Origin of the sequence: Xanthomonas citri pv. citri (assembly GCF_000961215.1) — a bacterium.
GTDB lineage: Bacteria > Pseudomonadota > Gammaproteobacteria > Xanthomonadales > Xanthomonadaceae > Xanthomonas > Xanthomonas cissicola.
On record NZ_CP008998.1, the window covers coordinates 1,690,444 to 1,704,445 of the forward strand.

The window sequence follows — 14,002 nt, forward strand, 5'->3', positions numbered from 1 at the left end:
CCCGCGTGGCAGTGAGCGCAGCCGGTGCTGGGAGTGCTTAGAACCACTCCAGCAACGACACGCCCACACCGATGTAGGTTGCCTTGTGGTTGTAGTCGATCATGCTTTCGCCGTAGCCATCGAACACCTGCACATGGCCGCGCAACAGGTTGGTGATCGGGAAGCCGTAATCCAGCTGCACCGAACCGTGCGAGCGGTCGCCGCCACGCAGCGAATGGCGCGCGATCAGCGCGAATTCGTGGCCGTCCTTGTTGTACACCAGCGTTGCATCGCCGCGGCCCATGTAATCCTCGATATCGGGATTGTTGTCGTCGGCGCGGTCTTCCTTGATGCGGAACCACGGGCGCAGTGTCAGCGCCCAGTTCTCCCGATCCAGCCCGAAGTTCAGGATCACCCGATTCCACGAGCGCGACAGCGGGTCGGCGCGCCCGTTGGACATGTGATTGAGGCTGATGCCGCTCATGCGGCCCTTCCAGCCGAAGATGCTGTAGTTGTTGCGAAAGAGCAGCATCGCTTCGGGCTCGTAATTGGTCTCGCGGAACGGGCGCGACGCATCGGTGTTGTAGGCCTGCCAGCGCGAGCTCTGGGTGTAGCCCATCCAGATATCGCCGTTGTCGCCGAACAGGTCTTCCACCACCTTGGTCTTGAAGCTGAGCTGGAACTTGAGCTCGGTGCTGTCCAGCTGCTGCGGGGTATTGACCGAGTTGGCCGGATTCGGCGACTGCGGGGTGCGGTTGGTGTCGCTGGTCCAGAACGCCGGCAACAGGTACACCGGCTTGTAACCGCGTAGCTGGAAAGTGCCCAGCTTGGAGTCCTTGGCCAGTTCCCAGCGTCGGTCCAGCAACGAGCCGCGGCCGGCATTGGCCACGGCTTCTTCTTTCGGTTGGTCCTGGCCGTCGGCGCGGAAGAAATCGCCGACCCGGCTGATCGCGCGCGTATCGTCGGGCTTGGCCTCCTTCTGCTTGGCCAATTGCGCTGCGGCATCTGCCTCTGCGGTTTGCTGTGGCGTATAGCCCAGCGCCTTGTCGTAACAGGCCAGACGAGCGGCATCGGAGGTCACCGAGGTGCAGGCTTGCGGCGAGGCCGGCTGCGGTGCGATTTCCTGCGCATATGCCAATGGCGCGGCGGCCAGTGCGATCAGCATCAGGGGGCGGGTGTGGTGCTTGGACATGGGCAGTCTGGCCGAAGTGAAGGCGCCAGGCAGGCGCAGAGATGCGCAGCTTAATGGTCGCGTCTGCATACGCAGTGTGTACACGGCGGCATAACATTCGACCGAATCACCTCAACTCGGCGTTTGCTTGCAACGTGCCGCCCTAACGCGGGCATGTGGATGGTCTGCCCCGCCACGCGTCAGCCACTGAGCGCATGTGGCCGTCACGCGCTCATGGACAAAGAGCGCATGCACCGACCTCAAGCTTTTCCGAAGCCCTAGAAAAACCAGCCGATGGCGAACGCGCCCAGCATGCACAGGCCGAGCGCCAGCTTGGTGGCGGTGCCGAGCATGATGCCCACCCAGGTGCCGATCCCGACCTTCGTGGCCTGGCCGGACTTGCGTGTCTGGTAGTACTCGCCCAGCCAGGCGCCAGCGAACGGGCCGATGAACAGCCCGATCGGCATGAAGAAAATGCCTGCAATGCCCCCAATGACCGAACCCCACAACGCCATCTTGCTCGCACCTACCCGCTGCGCTCCGTACAGCGTTGCCAAGAAGTCGACCAGGTACGACAGCGCAGTGATCAACCCCAGCACGACCAGCGTCACCCAGCCGATGTGGGTGAAATTGTCGGCCCAAGCGGCGACCAGCAGGCCGGCGAACACCAGCGGCAGGCCCGGCAGGGCCGGCAGGATGACGCCAGCCAGGCCGATCAGCACCAGCGCTGTGGCCAAGACGTAGTAAACGACGGCGGTGTCCATGATGGTTACACAGGTCCTGATTCAGGCTTGACAAAAAGGCGCAAGGGGTGCTTGAAAATTCATTTTGCGCAGGTTAAGTTGCAGCCGCTGCTGTTTGCAAAGGTCACCGTGAATCGTGGCCTGATGCGGTAGATCGTCTGATCCGCTACATCCTTGTACCTCGCTTCCTCCTTGCAATCACAGCCACCACCGCTAGTCCATCACAGTGTCGTAGGGAGTCAGTCGAGATGTCCAATATCGAACGCGAAAATGGTGTCGTGAAGTGGTTCAACGACGCCAAAGGCTTTGGATTCATCAGCCGCGAAAATGGCGAAGACGTCTTCGTGCATTTCCGCGCGATCCAGATCCAGGGCTTCAAGAGTCTCAAGGAAGGTCAGAAGGTCAGCTTCACGGTCGTGCAAGGCCAGAAGGGCCTGCAGGCCGATGCAGTGCAGGTGGTCTGAGCCGGCTGCGCGGAGCGCGGTAGCCACGCAACAAAAAGGCCCGTCGCCGGGCCTTTTTGTTGCGTGGCGACTGTGTTGTCGCGGCCGTTGCCGAAGGGCACTGCAGTGGCGGCACGTCTACGCCACCAAGCCGATGGATCAGCGCAGCACGACCTTGCCGTTGACCACGCGCACATACGCGTTCTCGCGCACGCCCGCCAGGTCGCGCTGGTTGACCACGATCACGCGGCCGTCGTCCATGCGCACCTGCACGTCGAAGCTGGCGCTGGTGACGTTGTTCTGGATGGCGTTACCTGCCAGCGCGCCGGCAGCGGCGCCGGCCACGGCCGAAACGTTCTTGTTGCCCGTACTGCCGCCGGTTTCCTTGGAAATCTGGCGGCCGGCCACCGCGCCTACGATGCCGCCGAGCACGGCGCCAGTGCCGGTCGGCGCGGTGCGGGTCGGGCCGACTTCGTCGATCCGGGTCACGATGCCGCAATCCACGCAACGCTGCGTCTGCGGGTAGCCCTGGTCATAACCGCGATCGCCGCGATAGCTGCCGTATTGGGGTTGGGAGGTGGCGCAGCCTACCAGGGTCGCGGTTGCAGCCAGGCCAATGACGAGCAGTCGGGTCTTCATGAGATCTCTCCGGGGTGGTTCGAAAAGGCGGCCGGGGCCGCGGCGACGTCATCCTGTGATGGTCCAGGTGAACGGCCCGCCAACTACGGCACTGCAGGCTTAACGAAACCCGAGCGTCGTATTCATCAAACCTCAGCGAAAGTCGCGATGGCAGGCCTCGCAAGCATCGGAAACGCGGGTGTGGAGTTGGCCTAGCTGCCTGCAATCGGTCGGCGTCACGCCCTGGGCCCGATCCAACACGGCACGCAATGCCTGTGCGTGCTCGCCGAAGCGGCGGTCCTCGCCAATCGCGGGGAAGGCCGGCTCGACTTCGTCGGCCAGCAGGCGCAGCGATTGCAGCCGCCGCTGTTGCTGCGCCGGCATGCAGGCGGCGCCTGCGTCCGGCCGCAGCGTGCGTAGCTGGTAGGCCATGATCTGCATCAGGCTGTCGGGCACCGGGTCGCGCCGCGCTCGTAGTGCGTTGGCCACCATGACCGTGGCGACCAGGCCGATCAGCAGGCCCAACACCAGCATGAAGGCGTAGCGGGCCGCGCGGGACTGGGTGGGAGGCGGGGCGTGCATGAGGTGGCTCCTGGGACGCAACGTTCGTTGCGGCAGCGTGGGCGCGCCCTGAGCGGGGCGCGTAAAATAGGCCGATGAAAGCACAATGGCGTGAACGCTTTGCCGGTATCGACCGGCTGTACGGGGTCGGCACGGTCGAGCGCTTGTCGGCGTGCCGCGTGGCGGTGGTCGGCATGGGTGGGGTGGGCTCGTGGGTGGTCGAGGCATTGGCACGCACCGGGGTGGGGCACATCCGCCTGATCGATGCCGATGACGTGTGCGTGTCCAACACCAACCGGCAGCTGCCGGCGCTGGCCGGGCAGTACGGTCGCAACAAGGCGCGGGCGATGGCCGAGCGCTGCGTGGCGATCAACCCGGACATCGAAGCCGACGCGGTCGAGGCTTTCCTGACCTCGGGCAATATCGAAACCTTGCTGGGTCAAGGCTTGGACCTGGTGATCGATGCCTGCGACAGCTTTCGGGTCAAGGTGGAAACCATCGCCTGGTGCCGTCGGCGCAAGTTGCCGCTGCTGACCGTGGGTGCGGCCGGTGGGCGCACCGACCCCACGCTGGTGCGCGTGCGCGATGTCTCGCGCACCGAGCACGATGCGATGCTGGCGCTCACCCGCAAGAAGCTGCGCAGCGAATTCAATTTCCCCAAGAACCCGCAGCGCTACTTCGGCGTGCCCGCGGTGTATTCGCTGGAAAACGTGAAATACCCGCAGGCCGATGGCAGCGTCTGCGGCATCCGCCCACAGCTCGATGCCGATGCCACGCTCAAGCTCGATTGCGGGGCAGGGCTCGGTGCGGCCACGCATATCACCGGCACCTTTGCATTCGTGGCGGTGGGCAAGGCGCTGGACATGTTGCTCAAGCCCAAGGCTGCGGTGGCGATGCCGGCAGCCGAGGCGGTTGCGGCGTCGTGATGCGGCCTGCGCGCTGTCGTGCTGACCGCGCGCGCTAATGCGCACGCTGCGCTCAGTGCGGTAGGCCGAACAAGTTGCGTGCGTTGGCCGACGTCTGCGCAGCAATGTGCGCAGGATCTTGCCCGCGCAGCTGGGCGATGCAGTCCAATACCGTGCGCAGATACGCCGGCTCGTTGCGTTGGCCGCGGATGCCGGCGTCGGGCTGATCCGGCGCGTCGGTTTCCAGCAACAGGTGCTGCAGCGGCATGCGGGCCACCAGCCCGCGCAAGCGATTGGCGCGGGGGTAGGTCACCTACCGCCTTGATGCGCGCGATGACCTCCTCGGTGGCGCGGCGTGCATGCACGATCAGCGGCAGGTCGAAGCGCTTGGCCAACTGCAGCTGAGCATCGAAATAGTCGCGCTGCGCGTGTGCATCCAGTCCGTCGACGAAAAAGTCCAGGCCGCATTCGCCGATCGCGCAGGGCCGCTCGCGTTCGATCCACTCGGCCAGCTGCTGCAGGTGCGCAGGGCGGTGCTGCTCCAGAAACAGCGGGTGCAGGCCGTAAGCGGGGTGGAGGCCAGGCGCCTGATCGCAGACCGCACGCAGGCCCGGCCAACTGGCAGCGGTGATCGCCGGCACCACTTGCTGCATGACGCCGGCGGCCTGCGCGCGCGCGATCACCGCCGCGCGGTCGTGGTCGAACTCGCCTGCATCCAGATGGCAATGGCTGTCGATCAACCGCATCAGTCGCGGCGCACCGGTGCCGGCACCGGCGCCTTGCGGGTTTTCCAGTTGGCCAGCAGCAGCGTGGCCAGGCCGAACAGCAATTCGTCCAGGAACGGGATCGGATCCGGCATCACCATGTCGATCAGAAACAGCGCGGCGGCCAGCTTGAACAGGGTGGGATATCGCAGCGTGCTGGCCCAGTCCAGCGCGCGTGCGGTCAAGGGATTTCGCATGCGAATGCTCCGGCTGTTAGAGATGCATGAAGTAACCGCTAGCTGAACTTAACCGTCGTGTTCATGAGCGAGCGCCTTTTCGTTCAGGGTTCCCATGCTGGAATCACGGCCGTCAACAACGCGGTGCGTCCGCAGGGAGCTGGTTATGAAGAGCAATACGACAACTATACTGGTCTCTGCTGGTGCCTTGCTGGTCGGAGGCGTCGCCACTGCCGCTTTCATGAACAACCGCCCATCGTCCGGCGATTTTGTCGCCAACGGCCAGCCAGCGCCGCGCGGCCTGGAATATGCCGATGTGGTCAAGGTTGCCCCCATCACCCAGCGCGAGCCGCAGTACGCGCAGGTGATCAACAGCAACGCCGTCCGCGAGACCACCACCAGCACCTCGCCGCGTGAAGTGTGCCGCGATGTCGTGGTGCAGGAGCGCCTGCCCGAGCGCGACGGTAACGTGGGCGGCACCGTGGCCGGTGCGGTCATCGGCGGCCTGATCGGCAACCAGGTGGGCGGCGGCAACGGTCGCAAGCTGGCGACCGCCGCAGGCGCGGTGGGTGGCGGCTTTATCGGTAACCGCATCGACCGCAACCACGTTGGCGGCCGGGTGGTCGATCGCACAGAGCGCCAATGTCATACCGAAAATGCCAACTCGCAGTCCTCGCGCGTGGTGGGCTACGACGTGACCTATCGCAATGCCGATGGCACCACCGGCACCATGCGCATGGACAGCAAGCCGGGCGAACGCATCTCGCTGGGCGACGCCGACAACGTGGTGGCCTATGACGTCACCTACCGCTACGACGGCTTCGAAAAGACCGTGCGCATGAACGACAAGCCCACCAGCGACCGTCTGCCGGTGGTCGATGGCCAGCTGGTGACCCAGATGGCATCGACGGCGGGCGATTCCAACGTGCGCCAGGACGGTTTGAGCACCCGCCAGTAACGGGTAGGCCGAAGCGACGCGCAGTCAGCGCAGTGGTAAGAAAAGAGCCGGCATTGCCGGCTCTTTTCGTCTGCGCCATCCCCTGGAGCGGTGCACTGCCATGTTGGTCCGGCAACTGGCAGATAATCGCGCTTTCAGCTTGCGATGGAAGCCAACATGCCGGTGCACCCCGATGACCTGTTCGACGTACGCGCGCTGCTCACCGACGAAGAGCGGGCGGTGCAGGACGCGGTCGCGCGCTTTACCGATACGCGGGTTGTACCGGCCATCGGCGACGCCTTCGATGCCGGGCGCTTTCCGCGCGAGTGGATTCCGGAGCTGGCGGAACTGGGGCTGCTGGGTGCCAGCCTGCCGGTACGCGACGGCGGTGCGGGCCTTGGCGCGGTGTCCTACGGATTGATCTGCCAGGAACTGGAGCGCGGCGACAGTGGCCTGCGCAGCTTCGTCAGCGTGCAATCGTCGTTGTGCATGTATCCCATCCACGCCTACGGCAGCGACGAACAGCGGCAGCGCTGGCTGCCGGAGATGGCGGCAGGCCGGGTCATCGGCTGTTTCGGCCTGAGCGAGGCGCAGGGCGGATCGGACCCGGCCGCGATGACCACCCGCGCGGTGCGCGAGGGCGAGGGCTGGCGTTTGAACGGCGCCAAGATGTGGATCACCAACGGCAGCATCGCCGGGCTGGCGATCATCTGGGCGCAGACCGACGATGGCGTGCGCGGCTTTCTGGTCCAGACCGACAGCGCCGGTTTCAGCGCGCACGACATCAGCCACAAGATGAGCCTGCGTGCGTCGGTCACCTCGGGCCTGTTCCTGGACAACGTGTTCGTGCCCGAGCAGATGCGGTTGCCGCAGGCGGCCGGTTTGAAGGCGCCGCTGAGTTGCCTCAACCAGGCACGCTACGGCATCGCCTGGGGCGCCATTGGCGCGGCAGTGGCCTGCCTGCGCGAGGCGCTGGCCTATGCCGGCGAGCGCATCCTGTTCGGCCGCCCGTTGGCGGCCACGCAAAGCGCGCAGATCAAACTGGCCGACATGGCGCGGCGGATTTCCACCGCCCAGCTGCTGGCATTGCAGCTTGGGCGCTTGAAGGAAGCCGGGACGCTGCAGCCGGAGCAGGTCTCGCTGGCAAAATGGAATAATTGCCGCATGGCGCTGGATGTGGCGCGCGAATGCCGCGACCTGCTGGGCGCGGCCGGCATCACCACCGAGCATGTGGCGATCCGGCATGCGCTGAACCTGGAATCGGTGATCACCTACGAAGGCACCGAAACCGTGCACCAGCTGGTGGTGGGCCGTGCGCTGACAGGACTCAATGCGTTTTGACGAGGAGTGGGGGTTTGATCAGCAAGGATGTGATGCGACGCCTGTTCGGCGTCTTCTGGACCATGTGTCTGCTGGTCGGCGCGAGCCTCGTGCCAGCACGGGCCAACGAGGCGCCACGCATGGCTCCGACGCCGGGCTGGGTGGTGGCAGATGCCGTTTCCGAGAACGTGCCCGGCGCTGCGGGGCTGCGCTACGAGCTGGTGTCAGACCAGGTCGATCTGACCGGCCGCGTGCCGCAGGCTTACCGCCGGCTCAGCTACACCGTGCAGCGCGCCAAGAGCTTGGAGGAAGCCGGGCAGATTTCCATCGACTATCAGCCGCAGTACCAGCAGCTGGAGCTCAACAGCCTGGATGTCTGGCGTGCCGGCAAGCGCATCGATATGCGCACGCAGGCGCATTACGCCAGATTGCGGCGCGAGAGCGGGCTGGAAAATGGGTTGATCGATGGCGCGCTGACGCTGTCGATCACCTTGCCGGACCTGCGCGTGGGCGATCGCGTCGACTATGGCGTGACCATCAGCGGCAGCAATCCGGTGTTCGGCAAAGGCTATTACGACGTGTTCGAAGCGCGCTACGGCGTGCCGCTGGGCGAGCGCCGGGTACGTGTGCGCTATCGGGCCGACATGCCGCTGCAGTGGCGCATCAGCGCCCCGGGGTTCGGCCGGAACGTGCGTACGCTCGATGGGGTGACGCAGTTGGACATCGGCGCCCGCAACATCGCGGCGGTGCAGGAAGAAAAAGACGCGCCGGACGATGTGGACCCGTATGGCGCGATCGAAGTGTCCACCGCCGGCAGTTGGGGCGCGGTGGCGGCCTGGGCGTCGCAGCTGTATCCGCGTGCATTCAACCAGACGCAGGTGGCCGCCAGGATGGCGCAGAGCCTGACGTTGCGTCGCGGCGACCCGCAAGGGGCGTTGCTGCGCGCCGTGGCGTTCGTGCAGGGCGAGATCCGTTACGTCGGGCTGGACATGGGAGAAAACTCGCACGCCCCGCACGCGCCCGAAGTGACGCTGCGCAACCGCTATGGCGACTGCAAGGACAAGGCGACGCTGCTGATCGCACTGCTGCAACTGGCCGGCATCCGCGCCGAGCCGGTGCTGGTCAACAGCGACAAGGGGCATGGGCTGGAAAAGCGGCTGCCCAGTCCGTACGCCTTCGATCATGTGGTGGTGCGTGCGCATCTGCCGCAGGGGGAGGTGTGGGTGGATGCCACGCGCGATCGCGAAGAGGGCCCGTTGGCACAGCGGCGGCCACTGCCGTTCGTGCGCGGATTGCCCGTGATTGCAGGGCAGGACACGTTGGTTGAAGTGCCTGCGCCGATGCCCGCGTTGCCACAGATCGAAGTGAACGAAGAAATCTCCATTTCGCTGCGCACGCCGCAGCGCTGGGCAAGCTTCACGGTGGACACCATCTATCGCCAGGGCCGCGGCGAGCGTGTCGCCAGCAGCTTCGACGACGATGGTGCGCAGACGGTGGGCGAGCACTATCTGGAATTCATGCAGCAGTACTACACCGCACTGACCCAGGTGAGCGTGCCAAGCATCGACGCTGCCGACCCGCTGAATGTGCGCACGCACGAGGCCTACCGGCTGGAGTGGCCAGCGAAGGAGGGCGATGAGCTGGGTTTCCCGTTGTTCCAGCTTGGCGAGTGGATGGATGCGTTACCGAAAGAGGCGCGCAAGAGCCCGCTGGCGCTGGGCGGGCCGCGGCTGGCGCGGCAGACCGTAAGCGTTCAAAGCGACCCGGCGACTCAGGTGGCAGCAGACACCCAAGTGGTCGCCAATCCGTGGTTCCGCTTCTCGCGCAGCATCGCGATGCGCGACGGAAAGCTGGTCATCGTGGGCGAGTGGCAGCGCTTCACCGACCGTATTCCGGCCAGCGGCGTGGCGCGTGCGGCTGCCGACATGGAACGCGCGCGCGACCTGCTGTATTTCAATCACGATCTCGCGCCGCGGCGGCGCACGCAGCCTCCGGACTGGCGTGCGCTCGGCTACCCTGTGGCCGGCTTGGCGGCCTTGGTGTTGTTGCTGGTGGCATGCTTTTTCTGGTGGCGCGGCGGTGGCCTGGGCGGAATCGTGTTCGATCCACATGCCACGGTGACGCGGATGCCGCAGCATGCTCGGATGCGCCGGAGCGCCTGGGCGGTGTTTGCGGCCACCACGCTGCTGTCGGCGTGGGTGTGGCTGCATGCGCTGCCGCTCTGGGCCAAGGCCGGTGGGGTCAGTGTTGTGGTTGCAATCGCCTTGCTGGGATGCGTGTTGCTGAAGCAGATCCTGCGTTGGGTGGGCAGCAGCGCCCGGCTTGGGACGGTGTTGCCGGCAATGGCCGGCTGTGCGTTGCCGTGGCTGGTGTGCCTGCTGGCGGCCGTGGTCGCGCTCAAGGGCCAGGTCGCATTGCTGCGCATCGGCGCGACCGATCCGGCCGGCATGGCGCAACTGGCGACATGCATCCTGCTGCTGATGCTGGGGGCGCTGTGGTGGTCGGTCTGTTCGGTACAGGCCGCCGCCGCCGCCGCCGGCTGTGCGCGCACGCGTGCGTTCGGCGCCTGGGCGCTGACGGTGGCGGCACTGGGCATCCTGATCGCGGTATTGAGTGTGCCGGTGGCGGTAGTGGTCCTGGCCTGACGCAGGTCGGCGCGGCAGTGCACGCAAAGCTGGCATCGGTGCGTCGCTGCTGCGTGGAGGGCTTTGCAAAGGCACGCGGGGCTGTGACACTGCCAGCCCCTCGTTGCTGCCGCGGAGCCAGCCAGATGTCGACCGTGCGTCCCCCGTTGACCGTGCATGGCATGTCCGGTTCCGGCAATTGCTACAAGGTGCGCCTGCTGCTGGAACAACTGGGCAGCCGCTATCACTGGGTCGAGGTGGACAGCGTGGCCGGGCAGACCCGCACGCCCGACTATCTGGCCAAGAACCCTAACGGCAAGGTGCCAATGGTCGAGCGCGACGATGGCCGCGTATTGACCGAATCCAACGCGATCCTGTTCTGGCTGGCCGAAGGCACGCCGTATCTGCCCACCGATGCGTGGCAGCGTGCGCAGGCATTGAGCTGGATGTTCTTCGAGCAATACAGCCATGAACCCTATGTGGCAGTGGCGCGGTTCATCAGCCTGTGGACGCCGCGCGATGCCGCACGCCGCGCCGAGTTAGCACAGCTGCGCGCACGCGGCGAGCAGGCGCTGGCGGTGATGGAGCAGCACCTGCAGCAGCACACCTGGTTCACCGGTAGCGACTACGGCATCGCCGATATCGCACTGTTCGCTTACACCCATTGCGCCGAAGACGGCGGTTTCGATCTGGAGCGCTGGCCGGCGATCACCGCCTGGTTACAACGCGTGCAGGCGCTGCCGCGTTATGTGCCGATGCCGGCAGCTGCATCGGTGGCGGCATGAGCCGTCTGCGCGATCTGCACGTGGCGCGCTGCGTCAGCGCTGCGTGCTCGGCGGACGGCTGTCTTTACTCTCCGGCATCGGCATCGGCATCGGCATCGGCATCGGCATCGGCATTCGCCGTGCGCCTGTTCGGGCGCGTACGACGCGTCGTGCGTGCCGGCGCCGCCCGGTTAGTCGCGGCCGGCCGGCAGGAGCGCTGACGATGTGCGGATTGGCAGGAATGTTGCTGGCCTCGCCGCGCCTGCATGGCGAACAGCTCGATGCGCTGGTGCGGCCGATGGGGGCCGCCTTGCGCCACCGCGGCCCCGACGATGCCGGCACCTGGTGCGATGCGCAGGCCGGCGTAGCGCTGGCGCATCAGCGCTTGAGCATTCTGGATCTGTCGCCGCTCGGCCATCAGCCGATGCGCTCGGCTGACGGCCGCTACGTGCTGGCCTATAACGGCGAGGTCTATAACTTCGCGCAATTGCGCGCAGCGCTTTCCGCGCTTGGGCATCGCTTTCGCGGCCATTCCGATACTGAGGTGCTGCTGGCGGCCGTGGTGGAGTGGGGGCTGGACGAGACGTTGACCCGCTGCAACGGCATGTTCGCCATCGCGTTGTGGGACGAGCGCGACAACTGCCTGTTCCTGGCCCGCGACCGCGTCGGCAAGAAGCCGCTGTACTACGGGTGGGCCGGCGACACCTTGGTGTTCGGTTCCGAACTCAAGGCCTTGTGGCAGCACCCGGATTTCGACAACGGCGTGGATCGCGATGCGCTCACCCTGCTGCTGCGGCTTGGCTATATCCCGGCGCCGGCCTGCATCCACGAGCACACCTTCAAGCTGATGCCCGGCCGCGTGCTGCGCATCGATGCACAAGCCGTCGCAGCCGGCGCGGCCGCGCATCGTCCCGATCAGGCGCAGCAACCGTTCTGGAACGCGCGCGAAGCGATGCAACGCGCGCTGGCGACGCCGTTCACCGGTACCGACGCGCAGGCCGAAGAGCAATTGGATCGCGTGCTGCGCGATGCGGTGGCCTTGCGCATGGTGGCCGATGTGCCGGTTGGCGTGTTTCTCTCCGGCGGCACCGACTCGTCCATCGTCACTGCGATGATGCAGGCGCAGAGCGCGCAGCCGGTGCACACCTTCAGCATCGGCTTCGAAGGTTCGCATCACGACGAAGCGCCGCTGGCGCGCGAAGTGGCCACGCATCTGTGCACCGACCACACCGAACTGTATGTCAGCGGCGCCGATGCGCTGGCGGTGGTGCCGAACCTGCCGGACATGTTCGACGAACCCTTCGCCGATGCGTCGCAAGTGCCGACGGCGTTGGTCGCACGGCTGGCGCGCGGCGGAGTCACGGTGGCGCTGTCCGGCGATGGTGGCGACGAATTGTTCTTCGGCTATGGTCGGTATCAGCGCGCACTGCGCAATTGGCGCATGCACGGCCTGGTGCCGGGCCCGCTGCGGCGGTTGATGGCGGTGGCGGCGCGCCGCAACGGCGAGTCCTCGCGCACCGGCGGCCTGGCCGCGCTGGTGGCCGAGGCCGGCGCACGCGGCATCGGCGATATCTACCGCAACCGCATTTCGCGCTGGCGCGATCCGGCCGCGGTGGTGCTGGGCGCCACCGAGCCCGACAGTTTCTACAGCCTGGCCGACCCGCTGCATGGGTCCGGTACGCCGGCCGACGCGATGATGCTGGCCGATTTTGCCGCCTACTTGCCGGACGATCTGCTGTGCAAGGTGGACCGCACCACCATGGCGGTGGGGCTGGAAGCGCGTGCGCCGCTGCTGGATTGGCGCGTGGCCGAATTCGCCTGGTCGCTGCCGCTGTCGCTGAAGTATCGCGATGGAGTGAGCAAGTATCTGCTCAAGCGCGTGCTGTGCCGCTACCTGCCGGACGCGATGGTCTACCGCGGCAAGCGCGGCTTCGGCGCACCGGTCAGCGCATGGCTGCGCGGCGATCTGCACGGCTGGGCAGACGATCTGCTGGCGCACGGCGCCCTGCAGCGCGAGGGCGTATTCGCCGCAGACAGCGTGGCCCGCCTGTGGCGCGACTTCAACGGTGGCGAGCGCAAATGGCATACGCATCTATGGACGGTGCTGATGTTCCAGGCCTGGCAGGCACACTGGCGCGAACAGCGGGCGGCCGTGGTGCGCTGACGCCTGGCGCTGCGGTGTGGACGCTGGTCGGCAGTGGGCGAAGCCTCCTGCGAACGTTGCCGCGCTCGCGTGTACGCACCGCCGCTTGCGCCACAGATGCCGGCGGCGTTTCACCAGCCCTGAGCATCCGGCTGGTTAGGGTGGGGCTCTGTTTTCCACGGAGCATTCCCCATGAGCAAGCTCACCATTGCCGTACTGGTCGGCAGCCTGCGCGCCGAGTCGTATAACCGCCAGCTGGCGCGCGCGCTGGAGCATCTGGCCGGCGACAGGGCCGTGTTCGAGTACCTGGAGATCGGCGATATCCCGTTGTACAACCAGGACCCCGATGGCGATTATCCCGCCGAAGGCACGCGCCTGAAGCAGCAGATCCGCGCTGCCGATGCGGTGCTGTTCGTCACTCCCGAATACAACCGCTCCATTCCCGGCGTGCTCAAGAACGCCATCGACACCGGCTCGCGCCCCTATGGCGATAGCGCGTTTGCCGGCAAGCCGGCGGCGGTGGTGGGCGTCTCGGTCGGCGCGATCGGCACTGCCACCGCGCAGCAGCACCTGCGTAACGTGTTGGCGTATCTGGACATGCATGTGCTCGGTCAGCCGGAAGTGTTCCTGCAATACAAGGACGGCCTGTTCGGGCCCGACGACCAGGTCGCCAACGCCGACAGCCGCAAGTTCCTGCAGGGCTTCATCGACCAGTTCCTGGGCCTGATCGGGCACCTCAAGCGCTGAGTTGACCACAGCGGCGCCGTGCGCACGTGCGGCGCCACGTTGGGACCTGAGTGAGGGCGGAAACCCAAACGGCGCAAGGGTCTCGGTACTTGCGACGGCCGGCGCGT

At 66.2% G+C, this 14,002-nt stretch carries 13 protein-coding genes and 1 pseudogene; 8 read left to right on the top strand and 6 right to left on the bottom strand.

Annotated features, from left to right (window positions below):
- Nucleotides 1–37: 37 nt before the first annotated feature.
- Together AMD14_RS07960 and AMD14_RS07965 are read right to left on the bottom strand one after the other, a co-directional pair.
- A complete protein-coding gene (locus tag AMD14_RS07960) occupies nucleotides 38–1,171 on the bottom strand; it encodes a phospholipase A (RefSeq protein ID WP_040107595.1) in 1,134 nt (377 codons plus the stop codon).
- 257 nt (nucleotides 1,172–1,428) lie between these two features.
- Nucleotides 1,429–1,914 (bottom strand): DUF456 domain-containing protein, encoded by a 486-nt coding sequence (locus tag AMD14_RS07965; protein WP_005911800.1) that lies wholly within the window; start codon nucleotides 1,912–1,914, stop codon nucleotides 1,429–1,431.
- A 227-nt stretch (nucleotides 1,915–2,141) separates the two neighbouring features.
- Between AMD14_RS07965 and AMD14_RS07970 the strand changes: the two genes are divergently transcribed.
- The gene (locus AMD14_RS07970) at nucleotides 2,142–2,357 is read left to right on the top strand and encodes a cold-shock protein (protein ID WP_003483561.1); all 216 of its coding nucleotides are present in this window, start codon (nucleotides 2,142–2,144) and stop codon (nucleotides 2,355–2,357) included.
- Nucleotides 2,358–2,495: 138 nt separating this feature from the next.
- On the opposite strand, the gene AMD14_RS07975 is transcribed toward AMD14_RS07970, so the two are convergent.
- Both AMD14_RS07975 and AMD14_RS07980 read right to left on the bottom strand, forming a co-directional pair.
- A complete protein-coding gene (locus AMD14_RS07975) occupies nucleotides 2,496–2,975 on the bottom strand; it encodes a glycine zipper 2TM domain-containing protein (RefSeq protein ID WP_005911807.1) in 480 nt (159 codons plus the stop codon).
- 132 nt (nucleotides 2,976–3,107) lie between these two features.
- Nucleotides 3,108–3,536, bottom strand: coding sequence for a cytochrome c (locus AMD14_RS07980; RefSeq protein ID WP_015463007.1), 429 nt, complete (start codon nucleotides 3,534–3,536; stop codon nucleotides 3,108–3,110).
- A gap of 74 nt (nucleotides 3,537–3,610) precedes the next feature.
- Between AMD14_RS07980 and AMD14_RS07985 the strand changes: the two genes are divergently transcribed.
- A complete protein-coding gene (locus AMD14_RS07985; RefSeq protein ID WP_011050933.1) occupies nucleotides 3,611–4,441 on the top strand; it encodes a tRNA threonylcarbamoyladenosine dehydratase in 831 nt (276 codons plus the stop codon).
- Between the two features lie 52 nt (nucleotides 4,442–4,493).
- Here the strand turns inward: AMD14_RS07985 and AMD14_RS07990 are convergent.
- Nucleotides 4,494–5,166: pseudogene (locus AMD14_RS07990) on the bottom strand (TatD family hydrolase).
- Entirely contained in the window at nucleotides 5,166–5,381 is a 216-nt protein-coding gene (locus tag AMD14_RS07995) for a DUF6116 family protein (protein ID WP_011050935.1), read from the bottom strand. The pseudogene AMD14_RS07990 and the gene AMD14_RS07995 overlap by 1 nt, the downstream one beginning before the upstream one ends.
- 145 nt (nucleotides 5,382–5,526) lie before the next feature.
- Here AMD14_RS07995 and AMD14_RS08000 point away from each other — a divergent pair, with 145 nt between their 5' ends.
- The 6 genes from AMD14_RS08000 (at nucleotide 5,527) to AMD14_RS08030 (ending at nucleotide 13,895) form a co-directional block, all read left to right on the top strand.
- Complete coding sequence (locus tag AMD14_RS08000; RefSeq protein ID WP_011050936.1) at nucleotides 5,527–6,318, top strand: glycine zipper 2TM domain-containing protein; 792 nt, start codon at nucleotides 5,527–5,529, stop codon at nucleotides 6,316–6,318.
- 144 nt (nucleotides 6,319–6,462) lie between these two features.
- On the top strand, nucleotides 6,463–7,638 hold the full coding sequence (locus AMD14_RS08005; RefSeq protein ID WP_011050937.1) for an acyl-CoA dehydrogenase family protein: 1,176 nt from the start codon (nucleotides 6,463–6,465) through the stop codon (nucleotides 7,636–7,638).
- Between the two features lie 62 nt (nucleotides 7,639–7,700).
- On the top strand, nucleotides 7,701–10,262 hold the full coding sequence (locus AMD14_RS08010; RefSeq protein WP_043929591.1) for a DUF3857 domain-containing transglutaminase family protein: 2,562 nt from the start codon (nucleotides 7,701–7,703) through the stop codon (nucleotides 10,260–10,262).
- A gap of 125 nt (nucleotides 10,263–10,387) precedes the next feature.
- Nucleotides 10,388–11,026 carry a glutathione S-transferase family protein gene (locus AMD14_RS08015; protein ID WP_015472337.1) on the top strand — a complete coding sequence of 213 codons (639 nt, stop codon included), beginning with the start codon at nucleotides 10,388–10,390 and terminating at the stop codon, nucleotides 11,024–11,026.
- A gap of 202 nt (nucleotides 11,027–11,228) precedes the next feature.
- A complete protein-coding gene (gene asnB / locus AMD14_RS08025; protein ID WP_011050940.1) occupies nucleotides 11,229–13,169 on the top strand; it encodes an asparagine synthase (glutamine-hydrolyzing) in 1,941 nt (646 codons plus the stop codon).
- Nucleotides 13,170–13,340: 171 nt separating this feature from the next.
- Entirely contained in the window at nucleotides 13,341–13,895 is a 555-nt protein-coding gene (locus AMD14_RS08030; RefSeq protein ID WP_011050941.1) for an NADPH-dependent FMN reductase, read from the top strand.
- The last annotated feature ends 107 nt before the right edge of the window (nucleotides 13,896–14,002 follow it).